Origin of the sequence: Microbacterium sp. RU1D (assembly GCF_900156435.1) — a bacterium.
GTDB lineage: Bacteria > Actinomycetota > Actinomycetes > Actinomycetales > Microbacteriaceae > Microbacterium.
The window spans coordinates 426407-448238 of record NZ_FTPQ01000003.1 but is presented as its reverse complement, the minus strand read 5'-3'; the positions used below and the strand labels follow the sequence as shown (position 1 = coordinate 448238).

Below are 21832 nucleotides of genomic sequence, written 5' to 3'. Positions count from 1 at the left end.
GGCGCCGCGCGGCGTCCGTAGCATCGCCGCCATGAGCCTCGACACCCTCCCCCTCGTCGGCGGTCCGTCCCTCGCCCAGGAGCGCCGCATCGTCACCGCCATCCCCGGCCCGCGTTCGCAGGAGTTGCTGGAGCGAAAGGCCGCCGCTGTGGCATCCGGTGTCGGCCACACCGTGCCGATCCAGGCGGTCGCCGCCGGAGGCGGAGTCGTCGTCGACGCCGACGGCAACTCCCTCATCGACCTCGGCTCGGGCATCGCCGTCACGAGCGTCGGCAACGCCCACCCCGCGGTCGTCAAGGCCGTGCAGGAGCAGGTCGCCGCCTTCACCCACACGTGCTTCATGATCTCGCCCTACGACTCGTACGTGTCGGTGGCCGAGGCCCTGAACCGCCTCACGCCCGGTGACCACGCCAAGAAGAGCGCGCTGTTCAACTCGGGCGCCGAGGCCGTCGAGAACGCCGTCAAGATCGCGCGCAAGTACACCAAGCGCCAGGCCGTCGTCGCGTTCGACCACGGCTACCACGGCCGCACCAACCTGACCATGGCGCTCACGGCGAAGAACATGCCGTACAAGAGCGGCTTCGGACCCTTCGCGGCCGAGGTCTACCGCGCCCCCCTGTCGTACCCCTTCCGCGACGGGCTGACCGGCCCCGAGGCGGCAGCCAAGGCGATCTCCGTCATCGAGAAGCAGGTCGGCGCTGAGAACCTCGCGGCCGTCATCATCGAGCCGATCCAGGGCGAGGGCGGCTTCATCGTCCCCGCCGACGGCTTCCTCAACGCGATCGTCGACTGGTGCCACGACAACGGCGTCGTCTTCATCGCCGACGAGGTGCAGTCCGGCTTCGCCCGCACCGGCGCGATGTTCGCCAGCGAGCACTTCGGCATCGTCCCCGACCTCGTCACCACCGCCAAGGGCATCGCGGGCGGTCTGCCCCTCGCGGCCGTGACCGGTCGTGCCGAGATCATGGATGCCACCCACACCGGCGGTCTGGGCGGCACCTACGGCGGCAACCCGATCGCGTGCGCCGCGGCTCTGGCATCCATCGACGCCTTCGAGAACGAGGGCTTCGTCGAGCGCGCGCGGGAGATCGGCGTCCTGCTGAAGGACCGCCTGCACGCTCTGCAGCACAACGACCCGCGCATCGGCGACGTCCGCGGGCACGGCGCGATGATCGCCGTCGAGTTCGTGGACCCCACCACCGGCGCGCCCGACGCGGCGCTCACCTCGGCGGTGGCCAAGGCCGCGATCGCCGAGGGCGTGATCGTGCTGACCTGCGGCACGTACGGCAACGTCATCCGGTTCCTCCCGCCGCTGTCGATCGGCGACGACCTGCTGAACGAGGGTCTCGACGTGGTCGCGGCCGCCCTCGCCCGCAGCTGACACCCGTCCCGGCGGCGGCGGTCGACCCGAGAGCCCGCCGCCGTCGGGCCATCCACGAAGACGTGAACGACACAACGAAGGAAGTTCCCATGGATGACATCACCCGCGACGTGGTCGTGATCGGGGCCGGCGCCGCCGGTCTCACCGCGGCCAACGACCTGCGAAAGGCCGGTCTGTCGGTCGTCGTGCTGGAAGCGCGCGACCGCGTGGGCGGACGCCTGTGGACCGACGTCATCGACGGCGCGATGCTCGAGCTCGGAGGACAGTGGGTCTCGCCCGACCAGACCGCCCTGATCGACACGGTGGCCGACCTCGGCCTGTCGACCTACAGCCGCTACCGCGAGGGTGACAGCGTCTACGTCGGCGCCGACGGCGAGGCCAAGCGCTTCACGGGCGAGATGTTCCCCGTCGCGCCCGAGACCGAGAAGATCATCGACGAGATCACCGCGCGCCTGGACGCCATGGTCGCCGAGATCGACCCCGACAAGCCGTGGGAGCACCCGCGGGCCGTCGAGTGGGACAAGATCTCGTGGGACGCGTGGCTGCGCCGGCAGACCGACGACGACGAAGCCGTGCGCAACCTCGCCTTCGCGACGGGCTCGGCGATGCTCACCAAGCCCACGCACACGTTCTCCTTGCTGCAGTCGCTGCTCATGGCGGCATCCGCGGGATCGTACTCCCACCTCGTCGACGCGGACTTCATCCTCGACAAGCGCGTCACGGGCGGCCTCCAGCAAGTCCCCGAGCTGCTCGCCGAGCGTCTGGGCGACGACGTGCTGCTCAACCAGCCGGTCCGCCGCATCATCTGGGGCGATGAGTCGGCGCCGTCCGAGCGCCCCGCCGCCACGGACACCGGACGACGGGTCGACGAGCTGCGCGCCCTCACCGCGCGCGTCGAGGCCGCGGCATCCTCCTCCTCCGGCGTCACCGTGATCGCCGACGGCGTGACCGTGCGGGCCCGCTTCGCCGTGCTGGCGCTCGCGCCGGTGCTGTACTCGCGCATCTCCTTCGAGCCGCCGCTGCCGCGACTGCAGCACCAGATGCACCAGCACATCTCGATGGGCTTCGTCATCAAGGTGCACGCCGTGTACGACCGCCCGTTCTGGCGCGAGCAGGGGCTCTCGGGCACCGCCTTCAGCCCCTACGAGCTGTGCCACGAGGCGTACGACAACACCAATGACGGCGACGAGCGCGGCACCCTGGTCGGGTTCGTGTCGGACCAGAACGCCGACGACCTCTTCCGCCTCAGCCCCGAGGAGCGCAAGGAGCGCATCCTCGACTCGCTCGCCCGCTACTACGGGCCCGAGGCGAAGAACCCCGAGGTCTACTACGAGAGCGACTGGGGAACCGAGGAGTGGACCCGCGGAGCGTACGCGGCGAGCTTCGACCTGGGCGGCCTCCAGCGCTACGGCGCCGATCAGCGCCGGCCGGTCGGGGCAATCCACCTCGCCTGCAGCGACATGGCGGGTGCCGGTTACCAGCACGTCGACGGGGCGATCCGTCAGGGTCACCGCGCCGCCGACGAGATCCTCGAGCGGACGCGCGGATGAGCGGCGACCGCGTCGTCGTCGGCTACACGGCGACCGACGCCGGTGCCGACGCCCTCGCGTTGGGCGCCCGCCTGGGCGCAGCCCTCGGCGCCCCGGTCCACGTCGTCGTCGTCCTGCCCTCCCCGCAGGGCAACGTCTCGATCCCTACGGCCGCGTCCTACGACCGCCTGGTCGAGGACACGGCACGCGGATGGCTCCGCGACGCCCTCGCGCGCCTGGGCGACCCGGCCGGCATCCGGGGACACGTGCGCTACGCGCACGACGTCTCCGACGGCCTGGTCGCCGCGGCGGAGGAGTTCGGTGCGGGCGTGATCGTCGTCGGCACCGGCGGAGGCGGCCCGCGCGGTCGTCACCGTCTCGGCACGACCGCCGAGGAGCTGGTGCACTCGGCTCCCGTCCCCGTGGCGCTCGCCCCCGATGGTGCGCGCGAGGTCGACCCGTCGGTGGGTCTGCCGCGCGTCACCGCCGCGATCGGCACCCGCCCCGGCGCCGACGTGCTGCTCGACACCGCCGTCGCCGTCTCCCGCCGGGCGAAGGCCCCCTTGCGGCTCCTCTCGCTCGCCGGCGTCGACCTCCCCGCTCGCGTCGATGCGTCGCTGACCCGGCTGACCGGGCACGCTCACGCCGAGAGCGTGCTCGAGTCCGTCCGCGCGGATCTCCCCGCCGAGATCGCCGCCGAGGCGGTCGTCGGCACCGGCAGCGACATCGAAGACGCGGTGTCGCGCATCGAGTGGCAGCCGGGCGAAGTCGCCCTCGTCGGCTCGAGCCGGCTCGCGCAGCCGCGGCGCCTCTTCCTCGGCTCCACCGCAGGTCGCATCCTCCGCGCCCTGCCCGTCCCCATGATCGTGGTGCCCCGCACCTCGGAGGCTTCCTGATGACCACCTCTCGCAACGGCGCGAGTCCCGCACCCGACAGTGCCGTCACCACCGGCATCTCCAACAAGGGCCTGCGCGTCGGCTCGATCGGCATGATCGGCGCCGTCGTCATCGGCATCTCGACCATCGCCCCCGCTTACACCCTCACCGGCGCCCTCGGCCCCACGGTCTCGGCGGTCGGCTTCCAGGTTCCGGCGATCATCCTCGTCGGCTTCATCCCGATGCTCCTGGTGGCGCTCGGCTACCGCGAACTGAATTCCCGGATGCCGGATGCCGGCACCTCGTTCACCTGGGCGGCCCGCGCCTTCGGGCCCTGGGTCGGCTGGATGGCCGGGTGGGGTCTGGTCGCCGCCACGGTTATCGTGCTGTCGAACCTCGCCGGCATCGCGGTGGACTTCCTGTTCCTGCTCATCGCGCAGATCAGCGGCAATCCGGACATCGCCGAGATCACGCGCATCGTGCCCGTCAACGTCGCGGTGTGCCTGCTGTTCATGCTGCTGGCCACGATCGTGTCGTACCGCGACCTGCAGACCACGCAGCGGCTGCAGTACGGTCTCGTCGGGTTCCAGATCCTCGTGCTGCTCGTCTTCGCCGGCGCGGCCGTGGTCGAAACGATGAACGGCAACGCCTTCGACGCGAGCCCCGTTCAGGCGTCGTGGTTCAACCCGTTCGAGGTGCCCTCCTTCAGCGCCTTCGCCGCGGGCCTGTCGCTATCGATCTTCATCTTCTGGGGGTGGGACGTCATCCTCACCATGAACGAAGAGACGAAGGACCCCGACAAGACGCCGGGCCGCGCGGCCACCGTCACGGTGTTCCTGATCGTCGCCCTGTACCTCTTCATCGCGGTCGCGCTGCTGATGTTCGCCGGCAACGGCACGGGGGAGCTCGGCCTGGGCAACGAAGACATTCAGGAGAACGTCTTCTTCCACCTCTCGGGACCCATTCTCGGCCCCCTCGCCTTCCTCGTGTCGCTCGCTGTTCTGACCAGCTCGGCCTCCTCGCTCCAGGCGACCTTCGTCGGCCCCGCCCGCACGCTCCTGGCGATGGCGCACTACGACGCGCTGCCGCGGAAGTTCGCGAAGGTCAGCCCGCGGTTCTTCACCCCGGGCTACGCCACGATCGTCTCGGCGATCGTCGCCTCGGCGTTCTACGCGATCATGCGCGTGCTGAGCGAGAACGTTCTGACCGACACCATCACCGCCCTCGGCGCGATGATCTGCTTCTACTACGGCCTGACCGCGTTCGCGTGCGTCTGGTACTTCCGCAAGCAGTGGTTCGACTCCGTGCGCAACGTGTTCCTGACGCTGCTCGCGCCGCTGGTCGGCGGGGTCATCCTGGCCGTGCTGTTCGTGACCACCCTCATCGACAGCGCGAACCCCGACTACGGCTCGGGCTCGCAGATCGGCGGCGTGGGCCTCGTCTTCGTCATCACCGTCGTGATCATCGTCGTGGGCATCGTGCTGATGATCGCCCAGCGCATCGCGAGCCCGGCGTTCTTCCGCGGTGAGACCCTGGGACGGGAAGCGCCCGCCAGCGCCCGCCGCCGCCGCACGATCTGACCGCACCAGCCGACAACGAAACGAGAAGGAGCATCATGAGCGACTACGCCGTCGTCAATCCCGCCACCGGCGAGACCCTCGCCGAGTACGACAGCCTGACCGACGACGCGGTGGAGGCCGCCATCGCCTCCGCCCACGACGGGTTCGGCGTCTGGTCGCGCACCGCTCCCGCCGAGCGCGCCGCCGCGATCCGCCGCGTGGCCGAGCTGCACCGCGAGCGCCGCGACGAGCTCGCCGCGATCATCGTGCGCGAGATGGGCAAGCCCCTCGAGGCCGCGCTCGGCGAGGTCGACTTCGCCGCCGACATCACCGAGTACTACGCCGACAACATCGACAAGATCACCGGCGACACCCCGCTCGACATCCTCGGCGAAGGCACCGCGGTCATCCGCCGGTCGCCGCTGGGTGTGCTCCTGGGCATCATGCCGTGGAACTTCCCTTACTATCAGGTGGCCCGTTTCGCGGCGCCCAACCTGGCGGTGGGGAACACCATCCTGCTCAAGCACGCCCCCCAGTGCCCCGAGTCCGCCGAGGCCCTGCAGCAGATCTATCGCGACGCGGGTCTTCCCGAGGGCGCCTACGTCAACATCCGCGTGACCAACGACCAGGCGGCGACCATCATCGCCGACCGCCGCGTGCAGGGCGTCTCGGTGACCGGGTCCGAGCGCGCCGGTGCCGCCGTCGCCGAGATCGCCGGCCGCAACCTCAAGAAGGTGGCGCTCGAGCTCGGCGGGTCCGACCCGTTCATCCTGCTCTCCACCGACGACCTCGATGCCGCCGTGCAGGCCGCCGTCGACGCCCGCCTCGACAACAACGGCCAGTCGTGCAACGCCGCCAAGCGTTTCATCGTCGCCGATGACCTCTACGACGGGTTCCTGTCGAAGTTCACCGCCGCCCTCGGCGAGGCCAAGGTCGGCGACCCGTTCGCGGACGACACGGTGCTGGGCCCGCTGTCGTCGCTCACCGCGGCCGAGCGTCTCGACGAGCAGGTGCAGCGCGCCGTGTCGCAGGGCGCCACCGTCGAGGTCGGTGGAAAGCGCGACGGCGCCTTCTACCCGGGCACCGTGCTCACGGGCGTCACGAAGGACATGGACGCCTACGGCGAGGAGTTCTTCGGCCCCGTCGGCGTAATCTACCGCGTCTCGGGCGAGGACGAGGCGGTGGCCCTCGCCAACGACACCGGCTACGGCCTCGGCTCGTACGTCTTCACGACGGATGCCGAGCAGGCCGAGCGCATCGCCGACAGGATCGAGGCCGGCATGGTCTACGTCAACGTCGTGCTCGCCGACTCGCCCGAGCTGCCGTTCGGCGGCGTGAAGCGCAGCGGCACCTCCCGCGAGATGGGTCTGCTCGCGGCCGACGAGTTCGTGAACAAGAAGCTCATCCGCACGGTCTGATCGGACCGCGTGCGAACCCTCCGGACCCGGCAGACGGGCCCGGGGGGTTCGCGCGTTCCTGGATCCGTCGACGGTGGGGGAGGCGGGCGGATGCCCCGGCCCGCGCCCGCTGCCGGGTCGGACGGTCGCGGTCGAGGCCCTTCGCAGCCTGCCCGGTTCGCCTCACCGGGGGACATGACATAGACTGGGGAGTGCAGTCGAAATCTGCATTCTTTCGCTGTGCCCCCGGGCGCGCGGCATCCCTCCCCGAGGAATACCAGGCGGAAGCGCGCCGGTTTCGCATCCTGGATCCTTCGGGATCTTAGGGCGGTAGCTCAATTGGCAGAGCAGCGGTCTCCAAAACCGCAGGTTGCAGGTTCGATTCCTGTCCGCCCTGCGCACAGCGCACGCTGGCACAGACAGAGACCTGGGTGGTTCGATGACGCAAGACGAGGCGAAGGGCGAGGTCGTCGCAGACCGCGGCGCGCCCCGCGAGAAGAAGCTGAACTTCTTCGCGCGGATCGCTCTCTTCATTCGTCAGGTCTTCGCGGAACTTCGCAAGGTCGTCACGCCGACGCGGCAGGAACTGTTCAAGTTCACCGCCGTCGTCCTCGGGTTCGTCGTCGTCATGATGGCGATCGTCTACGGCCTCGACGTGTTGTTCGTGTGGATCACCACCGCCGTCTTCGGCGTCCCCGGTACCGCCGGCGCCTGACCGGCGTCTGGGCGGACGCGCGGCGCCGAGAGCGGCCGCCACTGAACGGAAGAGATCACAGTGTCTGAAAGATATGTCGACGACGCCGATTGGGCGACGGCCGCCGAGCAGTCGAGCGAGGACGACGAGGCCCAGGAGGGCAACGTGCTCGAGTCCCAGGAGCGCGCCTCCGACTCGGCTGAGCACACCGCCGTCCACATCGTCGACGACGAGACCGACGACGATGACGCCGACCTCGGCGACATCGACATCACCGACCCGGAGGCGGACGCGATCGTGAACGACGCTCTCGAGATCGACGAGACCAGCGAGGCCGAAGCCGCAGCCGACGTGCTGACGGACTCCCTCGCCGAAGAGCAGGCCGAAGAGGCCGCGGAAGCCGCCGACGAGGTCACCCCCTACGACGGCCCCGACATCAACGGCGAGCCCGACGCTCCCGTGCTCGATGAGGACTTCGTCGAGGAGGTCTCCGCGGCGGCATCCGTCGTCGACGAGGCCGAGGCCGACGAGTCGCCCGCCGACGCCGCCACCGACGTCGACGCCACGGACGATGAGGACGTCGACCCGTACGAGGCCTTCCGCACCGAGCTGCGCATGCTCCCGGGCAAGTGGTACGTCATCCACTCCTACGCCGGATTCGAGCGCAAGGTGAAGGCCAACATCGAGCAGCGCAAGTCGACGCTCGAGGTCGAGGACGACATCTACCAGGTCGAGGTCCCGATGGAGGACGTCGTCGAGATCAAGAACGGCCAGCGCAAGATGGTCAACCGCGTGCGCATCCCCGGCTACGTGCTGGTGCGCATGGACCTCAACGAAGACACCTGGTCGGTCGTCCGCCACACCCCCGGCGTCACCGGCTTCGTGGGCAACGCCCACAACCCGACGCCGCTGCGCTTCGAAGAGGCCTTCAACATGCTGAAGAGCCTCGTCGAGGTCAAGGAGTCCGCTCCCGCCAAGGCCGGCGCCGCCAAGGGCGCTCCGACCGCTCAGCGCGTCATCCCCGCCGAGGTCGACTTCGAGGCAGGCGAGACGATCACGATCAAGGAAGGCTCGTTCGCGGGCCTCCCCGGCACGATCAGCGAGATCAAGCCCGAAAGCGGCAAGCTCACCGTGCTCGTCTCCCTCTTCGAGCGCGAGACCCCCGTCGAGCTGTCGTTCGACCAGGTCACCAAGATGGTCTGACGCCCCGCGCGTCCTGCGAACGCCCCGCCCGGCTCCGTCCGGCGGGGCGTTCGCCGTTCTCCCACGCTTCCTCGCCGATAAACGCCGTCGCTGCCCAGACACGCGGCGCCGGACCGTGTCTCGGCACGCACGGCGTTTATCGCCGCCGCCCGCCGCCCGCCCGCCGCGCCGCCGCCGAGCTACCGCCGCGCTGCCGCCCGCCGCGCCGCCCGCCCGCCGCGCCGCCGCCGCGCTACCGCCGCGGCGCCGCCGCGCTGCCGCCCGCCGCCGCCCGCCCGCGGGGCCGCCGCCGAGCTACCGCCGCGCTGCCGCCCGCCGCGCCGCTGCCGCGCCGCCGCCGAGCTACCGCCGCGCCGCTGCCGCGCCGCCGCCGAGCTACCGCCGCGCCGCTGCCGCGCCGCCGCCGAGCTACCGCCGCGGCGCCGCCGCGCCGCTACCGCGCTGGCCCCGACAAACGCCGTCTGCATCGAGACACGCGGTGGCGGATCGTGTTTCGGCACGGGCGGCGTTTATCGCGGCAGCACGGCTACTCCGAACGCGGGTTGAGTCCGACGCCGCGGAGGTTGCGCCCATCGATCCGCGACACCACGGGCAGGCCCGCCGCCCTCAACGCCTCACGGAGGCCGTCGACCCTGAGCGCACCGCCGTAATCCCATCTCGCGATGCGCCACCCCGCACGTCGCAGTGCGTCTTCGCGGGTCTTCTCCGCCCGGACGGCCTCGGCAGCGGCCTCCGGGTCGTGACGGTCGTACTTCGTCCAGCCGTCGAACTCGCCGATCACCCGATGCTCCGGCCAGCAGAAGTCGGATCGGTAGGCGCGTCCGCCGACGCGATGCTCGGTCTGCAGGTCGACGGCGGGGAACCCGCACCACTCGATGACCGCACGGCTCACCGACTCGCCCACGGATTCCGACCGCTGATCGCCACGGCCCAGCACCCAGTCGAGCTTCCTCCGACTGCGCGGATTGCGCTGAGCCGCGGCGAGGTCGAGCAGCTCGGTCGAGGTGATCGCCCCGGTCCGGAGGGCGGCATCCGCGACCGCGAGTGCGAAGGCGGGCGGCAGGACGCGCGCGAGGTCGACCACGACGTCGGCGAGAGGGGAGCACCGGATGCCGTCGCTCTCGACGATGCGGCGACGGTCGGCGCTCGTGTGGACGCGCACGTCGCCGTAGGCGACCGAGCGCGCGCGTCGGGCGTCGAAGAGGTGGATGTGCCGGGGGTGGCCGAAGGTGGGGAGGCCGTACAGAGCCGCTGCCGATTCGTGGGAGAACACCGCACCGGCGTTCACGAGCCGGAACGCGTGCACGCGCAGGAGATATCTGTCCCACGGCGGCAGCGCCGCCCACTCGTTCAGTTCCGTGTACACCCCGGGCCGGACGCGATGCAGGTGCGGGTCGCGCGACGGGTGCGATCCGGGTGAGGGGGTCTCGGCCGCGGCGAACAACGGGAGAGGCGCGTTGCGGAACGCGGGAAAGTCGGCATCCATCCGCCGAGGGTGGCGCAAACGGCCCGCTCGCGGTGCCCGGGTGTGGATAACCCGGCCGCGCTCCGCCGATAAACGCCGTCCGTGTCGAGGCTTGCGGCGTCACACCGTGTTTCGGCACCGATGGCGTTTATCGGGGAGGGGGCGCCGGGGAGGGGGCGCGCGGGGGGAGGGGGCGCGCGGGGGCGCGCGCCGGGGGCGTGCCGGGGCGGGGGCGGAAGCGGGGGAGGAAGGATGGGTAGCGGATGCCGAAACGGCGCGCGTCGCGTACAATGGCAAGGTTGCGTGCGTCAGCGTGCGACGACCGCTGCCCGGAACCGCCGGGCGTGCGGGAGAGAGGGAGCCGCGAGGGTCCCGCTCGAGAGAGGAAAAGGATATGGCACCCAAGAAAAAGGTGACCGGCCTGATCAAGCTCCAGATCAAGGCGGGCGCGGCCAACCCCGCGCCGCCGATCGGTCCGGCGCTCGGTCAGCACGGCGTCAACATCATGGAGTTCTGCAAGGCGTACAACGCGGCGACCGAGGCCCAGCGCGGCAACGTCATCCCCGTCGAGATCACCGTCTACGAGGACCGCAGCTTCACGTTCATCCTGAAGACGCCCCCGGCTGCAGAGCTCATCAAGAAGGCCGCCGGCCTCGCGAAGGGCTCGCCCACCCCGCACACCACCAAGGTCGGCAAGCTGACCAAGGAGCAGGTCCGCGAGATCGCCACCACGAAGCAGCCCGACCTGAACGCGAACGACATCGAGGCCGCCTCGAAGATCATCGCCGGCACCGCCCGCTCCATGGGCATCACGGTCGAGGACTGAGGGAGATAACAATGGCTACCAAGTCCAAGGCATTCCGCGCCGCTGCTGAGAAGATCGCGGCCGACACGTTCTACACCCCCGCCGAGGCCGTCGCCCTGGCGAAGGAGACCGGCTCGAAGAAGTTCGACTCGACCGTCGAGGTCGCGCTGAAGCTCTCGGTCGACCCCCGTAAGGCAGACCAGATGGTCCGCGGCACGGTCATCCTGCCCCACGGCACGGGTAAGACCGCGCGCGTCATCGTCTTCGCCAACGGCCCCGCGGCCGAGGCGGCCCTCGCCGCCGGCGCCGACGAGGTCGGTGGCACCGACCTCATCGAGAAGGTCGCGGCCGGCTACACGTCGTTCGACGCCGCCGTCGCCACGCCCGAGCTCATGGGCCAGGTCGGTCGCCTCGGTAAGGTCCTCGGACCCCGCGGCCTCATGCCGAACCCCAAGACCGGCACCGTGACCCCCAACCCGGCCAAGGCCGTCGAGGAGATCAAGGGCGGAAAGATCGAGTTCCGCGTCGACAAGCACGCCAACGTGCACTTCGTCGTCGGCAAGGCCTCGTTCTCGGCCGAGCAGCTCGACGAGAACTTGAAGGCCGCGCTCGAGGAGATCGTCCGCCTCAAGCCGTCCAGCTCGAAGGGCCGCTACATCCAGAAGGGCGCCGTGTCGACCACCTTCGGTCCCGGCATCCCGCTGGACGTCAACGCCATCGTCTGACGTTCGTCTCACAGAAGCCCCGCCGTGCCTCGTGCCGGCGGGGCTTCTGCGTGCGCGCTGCACGGACGTGCAACACAGCGTCATCCGGGAAGACCGGAGCGCGCCGGTGTGTTGTGCTGGAGGGTGCGAACAGCACCGCACCGCAGCGCACCCTGCGCCGTACAGCACAGCACGCGCACGTCCGCGCGGCCCGCGAGGCCGCCGTCACCCCCTCCTCACACATGTCTGGAACAGCTATGCCCCGTCGTCGTCTGACCGTCCTCGCCGCCACCCTGGGCCTGAGCGCCCTCGCGCTGACCGCCTGCAGCGGCGGCGCCACGTCCGGAACGTCCTCCGACGCCGGCTCGGAGTACGACCTCGTTTCGGGCGGCACCCTGACCGTCGCCACGGAGGGGACCTACCGTCCCTTCTCCTACCACGAGGGTGCGGGAGAGCTCACCGGCTTCGACGTCGAGATCGCCGAGGCCGTCGCCGACAAGCTCGGCCTGCAGGTGAAGTTCCAGGAGACCCAGTGGGATGCCATCTTCGCCGGCCTCGACGCCGGTCGGTTCGACGTCATCGCCAACCAGGTCTCGATCAACGCGGAGCGCGAGCAGAAGTACACGTTCAGCGCGCCCTACACCGTCTCGCGCGGCGTCATCGTGACCACCGAGGACGACAACGCGATCTCGAGCTTCGCCGACCTGTCCGGCAAGACCACGGCGCAGTCGCTCACGAGCAACTGGTACGAGCTCGCCACCTCCAGCGGTGCGCAGGTCGAGGCCGTCGAGGGTTGGGCCCAGGCCGTCGCCCTCCTCAAGCAGGGCCGCGTGGATGCCACGATCAACGACCAGCTCACCTACCTCGACTACGAGAAGACCAACAGCCCCACGGGTCTCAAGGTCGCCGCCGAGACAGAGGACACCTCCGAGAGCGCCTTCGCCTTCAAGAAGGGCCAGGACGCGCTGGCACAGGCCGTCGACACCGCGCTCGAGGAACTGCGCGCCGACGGCACACTGGCCCAGATCAGCGAGAAGTACTTCGGCGCCGACGTCACCCAGTGACCCCGCGGCGCGATCGCGCGCTGTAAACCCCGCGGATCATCCGCCTCGGACCCCCTAGCGTGAGAGGCGGATGGTCCGCTCTCGCGTGAGACGCGCACGCACCCTGGAAGAAGAAGGAGGCTCATGAACGACCTGTGGACGTTGCTGCTCGACTCGTTCTGGCCGATGCTGCTGGCCGGACTCACGGGCACGATCCCGCTGTCGCTCGCCTCCTTCGCGATCGGTCTCGTCATCGCGTTGCTCATGGCGCTGCTGCGGCTGTCGCCGAACGTCGTGCTGTCGGGCTTCGCGCGGTTCTACATCTCGATCATCCGGGGGACGCCGCTGCTCGTGCAGCTGTTCGTCATCTTCTACGGCCTGCCCGCCGTGGGCGTGGTGATCGACCCGTTCCCCGCCGCCGTGATCGCGTTCTCGCTGAACGTCGGCGGGTACGCGGCCGAGGTCATCCGCGCCGCGATCCTCTCCGTCCCGCGCGGGCAGTGGGAGGCCGCACACACGGTCGGTCTGTCACCCCGCAAGACGCTGACGCGCATCATCCTGCCGCAGGCCGCGCGGGTGTCGGTGCCGCCGCTGTCGAACACGTTCATCTCGCTCGTGAAGGACAGCTCGCTGGCATCCCTCATCCTGGTGTCGGAGCTGTTCCGGCAGGCGCAGAACATCGCGGCGTTCTCGTACGAATTCATGGCCGTCTACCTCGAGGCGGCCCTCATCTACTGGCTGTTCTGCCTGGTGCTGTCGTTCGGGCAGAACGCCCTCGAGAAGAGGCTGGACCGTCATGTCGCCCACTGACCCCACCGCCCCGTTGCTGTCGGTCACGGGGCTGACGAAGAGCTTCGGCACGAATCGCGTGCTCGACGGCGTCGACCTCGAGGTGCGCCGTGGCGACGTGCTCGTGCTGATCGGCCCGTCCGGCTCGGGCAAGACGACGGTGTTGCGCTGCCTGAACGGTCTCGAGACACCCGACGGCGGTGTCGTCGCGTTCGACGGCGGACCGCGGGTCGACTTCGCCGGCAAGGCCGCCAAGACCGACCGTGCCGCTCTGCGTGACCGTTCGGCGATGGTGTTCCAGCACCACAACCTCTTCCCGCACCTCACCGTCATCCAGAACGTCATCGAGGGGCCCGTTCAGGCGCACGGGGTATCGAAAGCGGAAGCCGTCGCGAACGCCGAGCGACTGCTCGCGCGTGTCGGCCTCGCCGAGAAGCGGGACGCGTATCCGGCGGAGCTGTCGGGCGGCCAGCAGCAGCGCGTCGGGATCGTCCGCGCCCTCGCCCTGGAGCCCGATCTGCTGCTCTTCGACGAGCCCACCAGCGCCCTCGACCCCGAGCTGGTCGGCGAGGTGCTGAAGGTGCTGCGCGAGCTCGCGAACGAGGGGTGGACGATGGTCATCGTCACCCACGAGCTCGGTTTCGCGCGCGAGGTCGCCGACGAGGTGCTCTTCTTCGACGAGGGGGTGATCGTCGAGCGCGGTGCGCCCGCGACGCTGTTCACCCAACCCGAGAAGGAGCGCACGCGGCGATTCCTCGACCGCCTCCTCCGACCGCTCGACGGACCCGATCCGGCCTGACCCCGCGGCATCCACATCCTTGGGCAGCTGCCGCTTCGAACGTGGCACCCTGGGAGGATGAACCGCCTGCAGCGTCTGCTCGGTATCGACGTGCCGATCGTCCTCGGCCCCTTCGGCGGACTGTCGTCGATCGCCCTGACGGCGGCGGTGAGCGAGGGGGGAGGGTTCGGCTCGTTCGGGCTCTACGGCTACACGCCCGCCCGCATCCACGAGACGATCGCCCTGCTGCGCGCGGCGACGCGCCGCCCCTTCGCGGTGAACCTGTGGATGCCACGGGGCGACGAGATCACCCCGGACGACGTGGAATTGCAGCCCTTCCTGGATGCCGCGCGACCGCTGTTCGACGCGGCCGGGGTGGCCGTGCCGACGCCGCCCGAGGCGTTCCTCCCGCCGGTGGGCGCGCAGATCGACGCGGTGCTCGACGCGCGGCCTGATGCGCTCAGCGTCGTCTTCGGCGTTCCGGATGCCGAGCTGCGGGAGCGTGCGCACGACCGGGGGATCGCCCTGATCGGAACCGCGACCTCCGTCGCCGAGGCGCGAGCTCTGGAGGCGTCGGGAGTCGACGCGATCGTCGCGACGGGCGCCGAGGCGGGAGGGCACCGCGTGTCGTTCCTCGAGGATCCGGCCGCGTCCCTCGTCGGGACGTTCGCGCTGGTGCCGCAGGTGGTCGACGCCGTCTCCGTGCCGGTCATCGCCGCGGGTGGCATCGCGGACCGCCGCGGTGTGGCGGCGGCCTTCGCACTCGGTGCGGAAGGGGTGCAGGTGGGGACCGCGTTCCTGCGCACGCGGCAGTCGGCGGCGACGGACGGGCACCGGGCGGCGATCGCCGCGGCGGCCGACACCGACACGCGGCTGACACGGGTGATGAGCGGCCGCCTGGCGCGCGGCATCCCGAACCGGGCCATGCGTGAGCTCGAGACGTCGGGCATGATCGCGCCGTTCCCGGGGCAGAACTGGCTCACCGGTGTCTTCCGGGCGGCGGCGACCGCCGCGGGAGACGCGGAGCTGCTGTCGCTGTGGGCCGGGCAGGCCGCGGGCCTCAGCCGCTTCGACGACGCCGGCGACGTGCTCGCGGAGCTGCGGGCGGGGCTGCCGCTCTAGGCGGATCGGCGGATCGCGAACCCGCCGCGGGTTGCGGGCCGAGCTGCCGGAGGAGGCGGTCTCGAGCCGAGTCGAGGGCTGCGGGCCGGACGTCGCCTACGCGGTTTCGCGGATCTCGAAGCCGGCGGGGGACGCCTCGGCCGCACCGTTCTCCACCACGTCGACGTCGTCGACCCGAGCGGACGGCGGTCCGTCGTGCGCCCAGGCGATGACGGTCTCGACGGCGTCGGCGTCGCCCGCGACGACGGCCTCCACCGCGCCGTCGCGACGATTGCGCACCCATCCCCGTGTTCCCAGGCGCTGCGCCTCGGCGCGCAGGGCGTAGCGGAAGCCGACGCCCTGCACGCGGCCGGTCACGGTGATCGTCACGGTTCGCATCCCTTCATTCTCGTCGCCTCGTGGCCGGGGCGGGGGTCCGGGGCGTTTCCTCCGCGGCCGGGGCGTTCGACCCATGCCCCGATCGCACGATCGCGCCGCGAAAAGTGGTGGCACGGGGCCGTCCGACGGGGCGACACCTCACCGGGCCGGAGCGCACCTGCGGGCGACGCCGCTGCAGCCCCGATCAGTGCGGCAGCACGAGCGAGATCGCGATCGCCACCATGACCACCGCGATCAGCGCGTCGAGGATGCGCCATGCCCGCGGCGTGTCGAGCCAGCGGCCCAGGTAGCGCGCACCGAACCCGAGGGCGGTGAACCACACCAGGCTCGCCAGGCATGCGCCGACGGCGAACGCCCAGCGTCCGTCGCCGTGGGTCGAGGCGACCGAACCGAGCAGGAACACGGTGTCGAGATAGACGTGCGGGTTGAGCCACGTGAGGGCGAGACACGTCACGACGGTCGCCGCGAGGGTCGTCCGCGTGCGCAGCGCCGTGCCGTCGGCATCCGGAACCCCGGTGGATGCGGATGCCGTGGGGTCGACGCGCAGCGTCTCGCCGCTCGGTCGCAGCGCGCGGCGGGCCGCGAGCACGGCGTACCCGAGGAGGAAGGCCGCCCCCGCCCACCGCACCACGACGATCAGCCAGGGCACAGCCTGCAGCACGAGCCCGATGCCCGACACTCCCAGGAGGATCAGCACGGCGTCTGAGGCCGCGCACACGGCCACGACCGGGAGCAGGTGCTCCCGCCGCACGCCCTGCCGCAGCACGAAGAGGTTCTGCGCGCCGATGGCGATGATGAGCGAGAAGCCGAGGCCGAGTCCGGCGAGCAAGGAGGGGAGCACGGCTCGACGCTAAGCGCCGCGTCACGACAACACCAGCTCATGATTGTGCAGCACCATTAGCATCGCTTCATGTCGATCCCGCTCGATCTCGCCCGCACCCTCGCCGCCGTGGTGGAGGAAGGGACCCTGGATGCCGCGGCCCGCCGCCTGCACATCACCCCCTCGGCGGTCAGCCAGCGCGTACGGGCACTCGAGGACCGGGTGGGTCGCGTCGTGCTGGTGCGGTCGAAACCCGTCCGCACGACCGAGGCGGGGGACGCGATCGTGCGGTTGGCGCGCCAGCTGGCCCTTCTCGAGCACGACGCCCTCGCCGCGATCGGCGCGGACGACGGAGCCGCCGCCTCCCTGTCCCTCGCGGTGAACGCCGATTCGCTCGCGACGTGGTTCCTCCCGCCCCTGGCCCGGGTCGCGGCGCGGCACGCGGTCGTGTTCGACCTGCACCGCGATGACCAGGACTTCACCGCCGGCCTGCTCGAATCGGGCACCGTGATGGCGGCGGTGACCTCTCGCGAGGCGCCGGTGGCGGGATGCCGCGTGCGACCCCTCGGCATCCTGCGCTACGAACCCGTGGCGACGGCGGAGTTCGCAACGCGCTGGTTCCCGCGCGGAGCGGACGCCGAGGCCCTCTCTCGCGCTCCCCTCGTGGACTTCGACCGCCGCGACGATCTGCAGACGCAATGGCTCGCGCGCCGGGGTGTGGCCGCGGGCGATCCGCCGCGGCACCGCGTCCCCGCGTCGCAGGACTTCGCGACAGCGATCGAGCTCGGGCTCGGGTGGGGGCTGCTGCCCGGTTTCCAATCCGCCGACGGCCTCTCGGACGGCGCCCTCGTGCGGCTGGCCGACGACGCGATCGACGTGCCGCTGTACTGGCAGCAGTGGAACCTCACCTCGCCCCTGCTCGATCTCGTCGCCGACGAGGTGGTGGCGGAGGGGCGGCGCCGTCTCGCTGGCGTCTGACTCAGTCGTCGCTCACGCGCAGGACGACCTTGCCCCGCGTGTGCCCGCCCTCGATCATCGCGTGCGCCTCCCCGGCCTCGGCGAGCTCGAACACGCGCTCGATGTACACCCGGACGGCTCCGGAATCGAGCAGTCGCCCGATCGTGGCGAGGGCCCCGCCGTCGGGGATGGTCTTGTAGTCGGTGGAACGGATGCCGCGCGCCGCCGCCGCTTCCCGGAATCCGGGCCAAGCGCCCGTCGGGACCTCGATCAGCAGGCCGCCGGGGCGCAGCACCTCGAGCGACCGGGTGCCCGTGTCATCCGACACGTTGCCGATCAGGTCGATCACGACGTCGACGGTGTCGACGGCGTCCTCGAATCGGGTGGAGGTGTGATCGACGACCTCGGCGGCCCCCAGCTCCCGCAGCCATCCGAGGTTGCGGGGCGACGCCGTGGCGATGACGTGGGCGCCGAAGTAGGCGGCGAACTGCACCGCGAAGTGGCCCACGCCTCCGCTGCCGGCGTGGATGAGGATGCGCTGGCCCTGGTGCGCCAGGGCCGTCTCGACGACCAGGCCCCACGCGGTGAGGGCAGCCAGCGGGACGCCCGCGGCCTCGACGTGGGAGAGCGACGCGGGCTTGCGGGCGAGCGAGAGGGTGGGCACGACGGCGTACTCCGCGTATGCACCGGGGGTGCGCGGCACCGCCACCATGCCATAGACCTCGGTACCGACGGGGAACGGGTGAGCGTCGAAGGGAGCGCGCACGACGACCCCGCTGACGTCCAGGCCGAGCACGGACGGCCACGACGGGATCGCCGACGACATCCCGCGTCCCGCTCGCGTCGCCGCGTCGATCGGGTTGACGCCCGCGGCGACGACACGCACCAGCACCTCGCTCAGTACGGGTGTCGGCACGGCCACTTCCTCGACGTGAAGAGCGGATGCCGGCCCCGGAGCGTCGAGGACCACGGCATCCATCGTCTCCGGCACCGCGGGCGCGGGCTGGAGGGCGGTCTCGGGACGCGTCGATCGGAATCTCATCGGGCGCTCTCTCTCGCGTGCGGCGGTGTCGCGGCGGCTCCGCCGCGGTTCCCACAGTCAAGCGCGCCATTGTCTCGACGGTGTTACACCTCGGTCACCGTGTCGCGAAGCCGGTGTCTCCCGTCGGCGGCGAGCAGTGAGGGTCTGGAGGCCTGGTCCGTCGCGGGAGCAGCACGTGTGCGGCGCCTCGGCCGGGAAGCGCGGCGAACTCCGGGCGGGCGCGTCGCCTCGCGGGGGCGTCGCCGACGCCTCGCCCTCAGGCGCGCGTGCCGGTGCCGACGCCTCGCACCGCAGGCGTGCGGCACCTTGTCCGCGCCTCGACCTCAGTCGCGCGCGGGGACCTCGCCGACGGCGAGAGCGTGCAGCAGCGTCGAGAGGTGGCGGATGTCGTCGAGCGACCAATCGGCGATGGCGTCGAAGAGCCGGCTCTCGTGGGGAGCCCGCGCGTCGGCGAGACGGCTGTGGCCGAGCTCGGTCACGGCGATCAGGCGGGAGCGGCGGTCGTTGGGATCGGGCGTGCGGGTCACGAGCCCCAGCTCTTCGAGCTCGGTGATCGACCGGCTGAGGAAGCCCTTGTCGGCGCCGAGCCGTTCCGCGAGCGCGGAGAGGGTGAGCGGCCCGAACCGGCTGACGACCGAGAGGGCCTTGAACGTGGCCGGCAGCATCCCGGGGCTGACCCGTTCCGCCGCCTCGGAGACGAAGCGGCGGAACACGGTCATGAGCTCCGAGAACGACGACTCCAGGGCCTGCACGGCCTCACGGCGGTCGTCGTCCACGTCGCTCATCACGTCAGACATCCTCTCCCATCCCGGCGTCTCGATGCGCACGGCGCGAGGACGCGGCATCCTGGGTCGGCACGGTCCCGGTCGCGGCGAGCGTGGCCATGCCCTCGGGGACTGAGACCGTGGCGAAGTCGGCCTCGCTCGCGGCGACCCGCTCCGTGGTCGTCATGCGGGTCAGCGGACGGTTCGGCAGGAACAGGATCGCGATGAGGCTGACCACGGCCACGGGCACCGCGATCAGGAACGAGTGGGCGATCGACTGAGCGTAGATGTCCTCGACGATCGTGCGCACGCTCTCGGGGAGCGTCGAGACCTGCGGGATGATTCCGGACTGCAGGGTCTCGGCCACCGCGGCGCCGTTCGCACCCAGGCCCATGATCGCGGCCATGAGGTCGTCGGCGCGGTCGGTGAACAGGCTGGTGGCCATGCTGGCCAGCGCCGCGCCCATGACCGAGACGCCGATGGTGCCGCCGAGGCTCCGGAAGAACGTTACGCCCGAGCTCGCCGCACCCATCTGCGTGGGGTCGGCCGTGTTCTGCACGACCAGCACGAGGTTCTGCATCGTCATGCCGACGCCGGCGCCCAGCAGGGCCATGTAGAGCGACACGAGGGCGAAATTGGTGTCGTAGTGGATGGTCGACAGCAGGAACGAGCCCGCGATCAGCAGCACGCCACCCGTGATGAGGAACGGCTTCCAGTGCCCGAAGCGTGAGATGAGCGCGCCGACGACGATCGACGACACCAGCAGGCCGCCGATCATGGGGATCGTCATGACACCGGCCTCGGTCGGGGTCGCGCCGCGGGCCATCTGCATGTACTGGCTGAGGAACACCGACGTGCCGAACATCGCCAGGCCCGTCGCGATGGAGGCGATCGTGGCGAGCGTGAAGGTGGCGTCGCGGAAAAGGGTCAGCGGCACGAGCGGCTCGGAGGAGCGAAGCTCGACGATCACGAACAGGATCGCGGCCAGGACGGCCCCGCCGACCATGAGCAGCGTCTCGGTGCTCGCCCAGTCGAACGAGTTCCCGGCGTTGGTGACCCAGATCAGCAGCAGCGAGACGGCGGTCGACAGCAGCACGATGCCGACGTAGTCGATCTTCACCTTCCGCTTCGCGCGCACCGGCAGGTGCAGCGTGCGCTGCTGGATGAGCAGGGCGGCGACGGCGAAAGGCAGGGCGACGAAGAAGTTCCAGCGCCAGCCGAAGGCGTCGGTGATGACACCGCCCAGCAGGGGCCCGCCCACGGTCGCGACGGCCATGACCGCGCCGAAGAGGCCCATGTAGCGGCCACGCTCGCGCGGGCTGATGATGTCGGCCATGATCACCTGGCTGAGGGCGGCCAGGCCGCCGGCGCCGAGCCCCTGGACCGCGCGGAAGGCGATCAGCATCTCGGTGTTCTGCGAGAAGCCGGCAGCGGCGGTGGCGAGCACGAAGATCGCGATCGCGACCTGGATGAGCACCTTGCGGTTGAACAGGTCGGCGAGCTTGCCCCAGATGGGGGTCGAGATCGCGGTGGTGAGCAGGGTCGCGGTGATGACCCAGGTGTAGGCGTTCTGATCGCCCGACAGGTCATGCACGATGACGGGCAGTGACGTCGAGACGACGGTCGAGGCGAGCATCGACACGAACGTGCCGAGCAGCAGCCCGATGAGGGCCGGGAGCACGCGCCGCGGCGCGGCGGTCTCGGGGGAAGCAGTGGTCATGCGGAACTCCACGAACGGGGGATGGATGCCGCGACGACACTGGCGCGATTAGTTGACTGATGTCAACGATACGCCCATTGCTTGACTTGCGTCAACTATTAATCGAGGAGCGCGAGAGCGCGGTACCTCTCCGAGGGTTCCGGTCGCACCGGCTCCGGACGCGGCTGGCGCGCCTGCATCGTGCGGCGGTAGAGCTCGTCGATGAGCGAGGTGGCCAGGCCCACGAGCTTGGCGATCTCCCGCTCGTCGCGCTCGATCCACTGGCAGCGCGGTTCGTCGTGCAGGGGCACGAAGCCGTCGTGCTGCTCCCACGCCACGAGCGTGCGCTCGGCGCCGAGCACGTGCTGCTGCCACCAGATCTGGCGCATGTAGGTCTTGGGGATAGAGCGCCACGCCTTGTTCGTGGTCTTGATCTCGGCGAGGATCACGCGGCCTTCGCCGTCGACGACCACGCCGTCGGGCGTCGCCAGGTGCCTCTTCTCGACGACCGCGTGGTACAGCGCCGACGAGGGACGGATGCCGTGCGTCGCTGCCACCCAGGCCGCGATCTCGGGCTCACGGCGACGACCGTGCGCCGTGAAGGCGTTACCCGAGAAGCTGGAGCCCAGGAGCTTGGCATCCGCCGCTCGGAAGATCGCGTTGGCGCTCGTGAGTGCTGCGACGTCGGTCGCGGTGATGCCGCGCGAGCGGGCGCGGATCCACGCGACCCGATCGCGCGAGTCGGCGACGATCCGAGCGTCGAGGTCGGCGCTTCGGGAGGCGACGAGCTCGGGGGACATGCGTTCGACCCTAACCCCGTCCGCCCGT

21 protein-coding genes and 1 tRNA gene are annotated in these 21832 nt (G+C 70.7%); 15 read left to right on the top strand and 7 right to left on the bottom strand.

The features are described from left to right. Positions 1-31 precede the first annotated feature (31 nt). The 8 genes from gabT (at position 32) to nusG (ending at position 8638) form a co-directional block, all read left to right on the top strand. Positions 32-1381 carry a 4-aminobutyrate--2-oxoglutarate transaminase gene (gene gabT, locus B0B15_RS14355; RefSeq protein WP_176776648.1) on the top strand — a complete coding sequence of 450 codons (1350 nt, stop codon included), beginning with the start codon at positions 32-34 and terminating at the stop codon, positions 1379-1381. An 89-nt stretch (positions 1382-1470) separates the two neighbouring features. Continuing rightward, entirely contained in the window at positions 1471-2931 is a 1461-nt protein-coding gene (locus B0B15_RS14350; RefSeq protein WP_076677217.1) for a flavin monoamine oxidase family protein, read from the top strand. Further along, a complete protein-coding gene (locus tag B0B15_RS14345; protein ID WP_076677215.1) occupies positions 2928-3806 on the top strand; it encodes a universal stress protein in 879 nt (292 codons plus the stop codon). The genes B0B15_RS14350 and B0B15_RS14345 overlap by 4 nt, the downstream gene beginning before the upstream one ends. Beyond that, complete coding sequence (locus B0B15_RS14340) at positions 3806-5365, top strand: APC family permease (protein WP_076677213.1); 1560 nt, start codon at positions 3806-3808, stop codon at positions 5363-5365. The genes B0B15_RS14345 and B0B15_RS14340 overlap by 1 nt, the downstream gene beginning before the upstream one ends. Before the next feature lie 35 nt (positions 5366-5400). Beyond that, positions 5401-6762 carry an NAD-dependent succinate-semialdehyde dehydrogenase gene (locus B0B15_RS14335; protein WP_076677211.1) on the top strand — a complete coding sequence of 454 codons (1362 nt, stop codon included), beginning with the start codon at positions 5401-5403 and terminating at the stop codon, positions 6760-6762. 303 nt (positions 6763-7065) lie between these two features. Next, positions 7066-7138: transfer RNA gene (locus tag B0B15_RS14330), tRNA-Trp, on the top strand. A gap of 42 nt (positions 7139-7180) precedes the next feature. After that, on the top strand, positions 7181-7456 hold the full coding sequence (secE, locus tag B0B15_RS14325; protein WP_076677209.1) for a preprotein translocase subunit SecE: 276 nt from the start codon (positions 7181-7183) through the stop codon (positions 7454-7456). Between the two features lie 60 nt (positions 7457-7516). After that, positions 7517-8638: a transcription termination/antitermination protein NusG gene (gene nusG, locus B0B15_RS14320; RefSeq protein WP_076677207.1), complete on the top strand. Its 1122-nt coding sequence runs from the start codon at positions 7517-7519 to the stop codon at positions 8636-8638. Between the two features lie 526 nt (positions 8639-9164). Here the strand turns inward: nusG and B0B15_RS14315 are convergent. After that, the gene (locus B0B15_RS14315; RefSeq protein ID WP_076677206.1) at positions 9165-10124 is read right to left on the bottom strand and encodes a hypothetical protein; all 960 of its coding nucleotides are present in this window, start codon (positions 10122-10124) and stop codon (positions 9165-9167) included. Between the two features lie 373 nt (positions 10125-10497). Here B0B15_RS14315 and rplK point away from each other — a divergent pair, with 373 nt between their 5' ends. From rplK to B0B15_RS14285, 6 genes are all read left to right on the top strand, one after another. Further along, positions 10498-10929: a 50S ribosomal protein L11 gene (gene rplK / locus B0B15_RS14310; RefSeq protein WP_058232721.1), complete on the top strand. Its 432-nt coding sequence runs from the start codon at positions 10498-10500 to the stop codon at positions 10927-10929. A gap of 11 nt (positions 10930-10940) precedes the next feature. After that, positions 10941-11633 (top strand): 50S ribosomal protein L1, encoded by a 693-nt coding sequence (rplA, locus tag B0B15_RS14305; RefSeq protein ID WP_076677204.1) that lies wholly within the window; start codon positions 10941-10943, stop codon positions 11631-11633. A gap of 236 nt (positions 11634-11869) precedes the next feature. Next, positions 11870-12676: an amino acid ABC transporter substrate-binding protein gene (locus B0B15_RS14300; protein ID WP_076677202.1), complete on the top strand. Its 807-nt coding sequence runs from the start codon at positions 11870-11872 to the stop codon at positions 12674-12676. Positions 12677-12799: 123 nt separating this feature from the next. Continuing rightward, on the top strand, positions 12800-13465 hold the full coding sequence (locus B0B15_RS14295; protein WP_076677200.1) for an amino acid ABC transporter permease: 666 nt from the start codon (positions 12800-12802) through the stop codon (positions 13463-13465). After that, a complete protein-coding gene (locus B0B15_RS14290; RefSeq protein WP_076677198.1) occupies positions 13452-14243 on the top strand; it encodes an amino acid ABC transporter ATP-binding protein in 792 nt (263 codons plus the stop codon). Before B0B15_RS14295 ends, B0B15_RS14290 begins: the two co-directional genes overlap by 14 nt. A gap of 57 nt (positions 14244-14300) precedes the next feature. Then, positions 14301-15344, top strand: a complete 1044-nt coding sequence (locus B0B15_RS14285) for an NAD(P)H-dependent flavin oxidoreductase (RefSeq protein WP_076677196.1) — start codon at positions 14301-14303, stop codon at positions 15342-15344. A 96-nt stretch (positions 15345-15440) separates the two neighbouring features. On the opposite strand, the gene B0B15_RS14280 is transcribed toward B0B15_RS14285, so the two are convergent. Both B0B15_RS14280 and B0B15_RS14275 read right to left on the bottom strand, forming a co-directional pair. Then, a complete protein-coding gene (locus B0B15_RS14280; protein WP_076677194.1) occupies positions 15441-15722 on the bottom strand; it encodes an acylphosphatase in 282 nt (93 codons plus the stop codon). A gap of 184 nt (positions 15723-15906) precedes the next feature. Beyond that, positions 15907-16563: a LysE/ArgO family amino acid transporter gene (locus B0B15_RS14275; RefSeq protein WP_076677192.1), complete on the bottom strand. Its 657-nt coding sequence runs from the start codon at positions 16561-16563 to the stop codon at positions 15907-15909. Positions 16564-16632: 69 nt separating this feature from the next. Here B0B15_RS14275 and B0B15_RS14270 point away from each other — a divergent pair, with 69 nt between their 5' ends. Beyond that, a complete protein-coding gene (locus tag B0B15_RS14270) occupies positions 16633-17520 on the top strand; it encodes a LysR family transcriptional regulator ArgP (RefSeq protein WP_076677190.1) in 888 nt (295 codons plus the stop codon). 1 nt (position 17521) lies between these two features. Here the strand turns inward: B0B15_RS14270 and B0B15_RS14265 are convergent, their stop codons facing one another. The 4 genes from B0B15_RS14265 to B0B15_RS14250 form a co-directional block, all read right to left on the bottom strand. Continuing rightward, positions 17522-18541 carry an NADP-dependent oxidoreductase gene (locus tag B0B15_RS14265; protein WP_076677188.1) on the bottom strand — a complete coding sequence of 340 codons (1020 nt, stop codon included), beginning with the start codon at positions 18539-18541 and terminating at the stop codon, positions 17522-17524. Positions 18542-18864: 323 nt separating this feature from the next. Further along, on the bottom strand, positions 18865-19326 hold the full coding sequence (locus tag B0B15_RS14260) for a MarR family winged helix-turn-helix transcriptional regulator (RefSeq protein WP_306169559.1): 462 nt from the start codon (positions 19324-19326) through the stop codon (positions 18865-18867). A gap of 4 nt (positions 19327-19330) precedes the next feature. Beyond that, positions 19331-21025: an MDR family MFS transporter gene (locus B0B15_RS14255; RefSeq protein WP_076677184.1), complete on the bottom strand. Its 1695-nt coding sequence runs from the start codon at positions 21023-21025 to the stop codon at positions 19331-19333. Between the two features lie 98 nt (positions 21026-21123). Then, entirely contained in the window at positions 21124-21804 is a 681-nt protein-coding gene (locus tag B0B15_RS14250; RefSeq protein ID WP_076677182.1) for a YqaJ viral recombinase family protein, read from the bottom strand. Positions 21805-21832 lie beyond the last annotated feature (28 nt).

Excerpts from the sequence above, each read along its gene's own strand:
- B0B15_RS14295 (WP_076677200.1), top strand. The coding sequence starts at position 12,800 with ATGAACGACCTGTGGACGTTGCTGCTCGACTCGTTCTGGCCGATGCTG.
- B0B15_RS14250 (WP_076677182.1), bottom strand. The coding sequence starts at position 21,804 with ATGTCCCCCGAGCTCGTCGCCTCCCGAAGCGCCGACCTCGACGCTCGG.
- B0B15_RS14335 (WP_076677211.1), top strand. The coding sequence starts at position 5,401 with ATGAGCGACTACGCCGTCGTCAATCCCGCCACCGGCGAGACCCTCGCC.
- B0B15_RS14285 (WP_076677196.1), top strand. The coding sequence starts at position 14,301 with ATGAACCGCCTGCAGCGTCTGCTCGGTATCGACGTGCCGATCGTCCTC.
- B0B15_RS14350 (WP_076677217.1), top strand. The coding sequence starts at position 1,471 with ATGGATGACATCACCCGCGACGTGGTCGTGATCGGGGCCGGCGCCGCC.
- B0B15_RS14345 (WP_076677215.1), top strand. The coding sequence starts at position 2,928 with ATGAGCGGCGACCGCGTCGTCGTCGGCTACACGGCGACCGACGCCGGT.
- B0B15_RS14315 (WP_076677206.1), bottom strand. The coding sequence starts at position 10,124 with ATGGATGCCGACTTTCCCGCGTTCCGCAACGCGCCTCTCCCGTTGTTC.
- B0B15_RS14260 (WP_306169559.1), bottom strand. The coding sequence starts at position 19,326 with ATGAGCGACGTGGACGACGACCGCCGTGAGGCCGTGCAGGCCCTGGAG.
- B0B15_RS14255 (WP_076677184.1), bottom strand. The coding sequence starts at position 21,025 with ATGACCACTGCTTCCCCCGAGACCGCCGCGCCGCGGCGCGTGCTCCCG.
- gabT (WP_176776648.1), top strand. The coding sequence starts at position 32 with ATGAGCCTCGACACCCTCCCCCTCGTCGGCGGTCCGTCCCTCGCCCAG.
- B0B15_RS14300 (WP_076677202.1), top strand. The coding sequence starts at position 11,870 with ATGCCCCGTCGTCGTCTGACCGTCCTCGCCGCCACCCTGGGCCTGAGC.
- rplK (WP_058232721.1), top strand. The coding sequence starts at position 10,498 with ATGGCACCCAAGAAAAAGGTGACCGGCCTGATCAAGCTCCAGATCAAG.
- B0B15_RS14290 (WP_076677198.1), top strand. The coding sequence starts at position 13,452 with ATGTCGCCCACTGACCCCACCGCCCCGTTGCTGTCGGTCACGGGGCTG.
- B0B15_RS14280 (WP_076677194.1), bottom strand. The coding sequence starts at position 15,722 with ATGCGAACCGTGACGATCACCGTGACCGGCCGCGTGCAGGGCGTCGGC.
- B0B15_RS14340 (WP_076677213.1), top strand. The coding sequence starts at position 3,806 with ATGACCACCTCTCGCAACGGCGCGAGTCCCGCACCCGACAGTGCCGTC.
- B0B15_RS14265 (WP_076677188.1), bottom strand. The coding sequence starts at position 18,541 with ATGAGATTCCGATCGACGCGTCCCGAGACCGCCCTCCAGCCCGCGCCC.
- secE (WP_076677209.1), top strand. The coding sequence starts at position 7,181 with ATGACGCAAGACGAGGCGAAGGGCGAGGTCGTCGCAGACCGCGGCGCG.
- B0B15_RS14270 (WP_076677190.1), top strand. The coding sequence starts at position 16,633 with ATGTCGATCCCGCTCGATCTCGCCCGCACCCTCGCCGCCGTGGTGGAG.
- rplA (WP_076677204.1), top strand. The coding sequence starts at position 10,941 with ATGGCTACCAAGTCCAAGGCATTCCGCGCCGCTGCTGAGAAGATCGCG.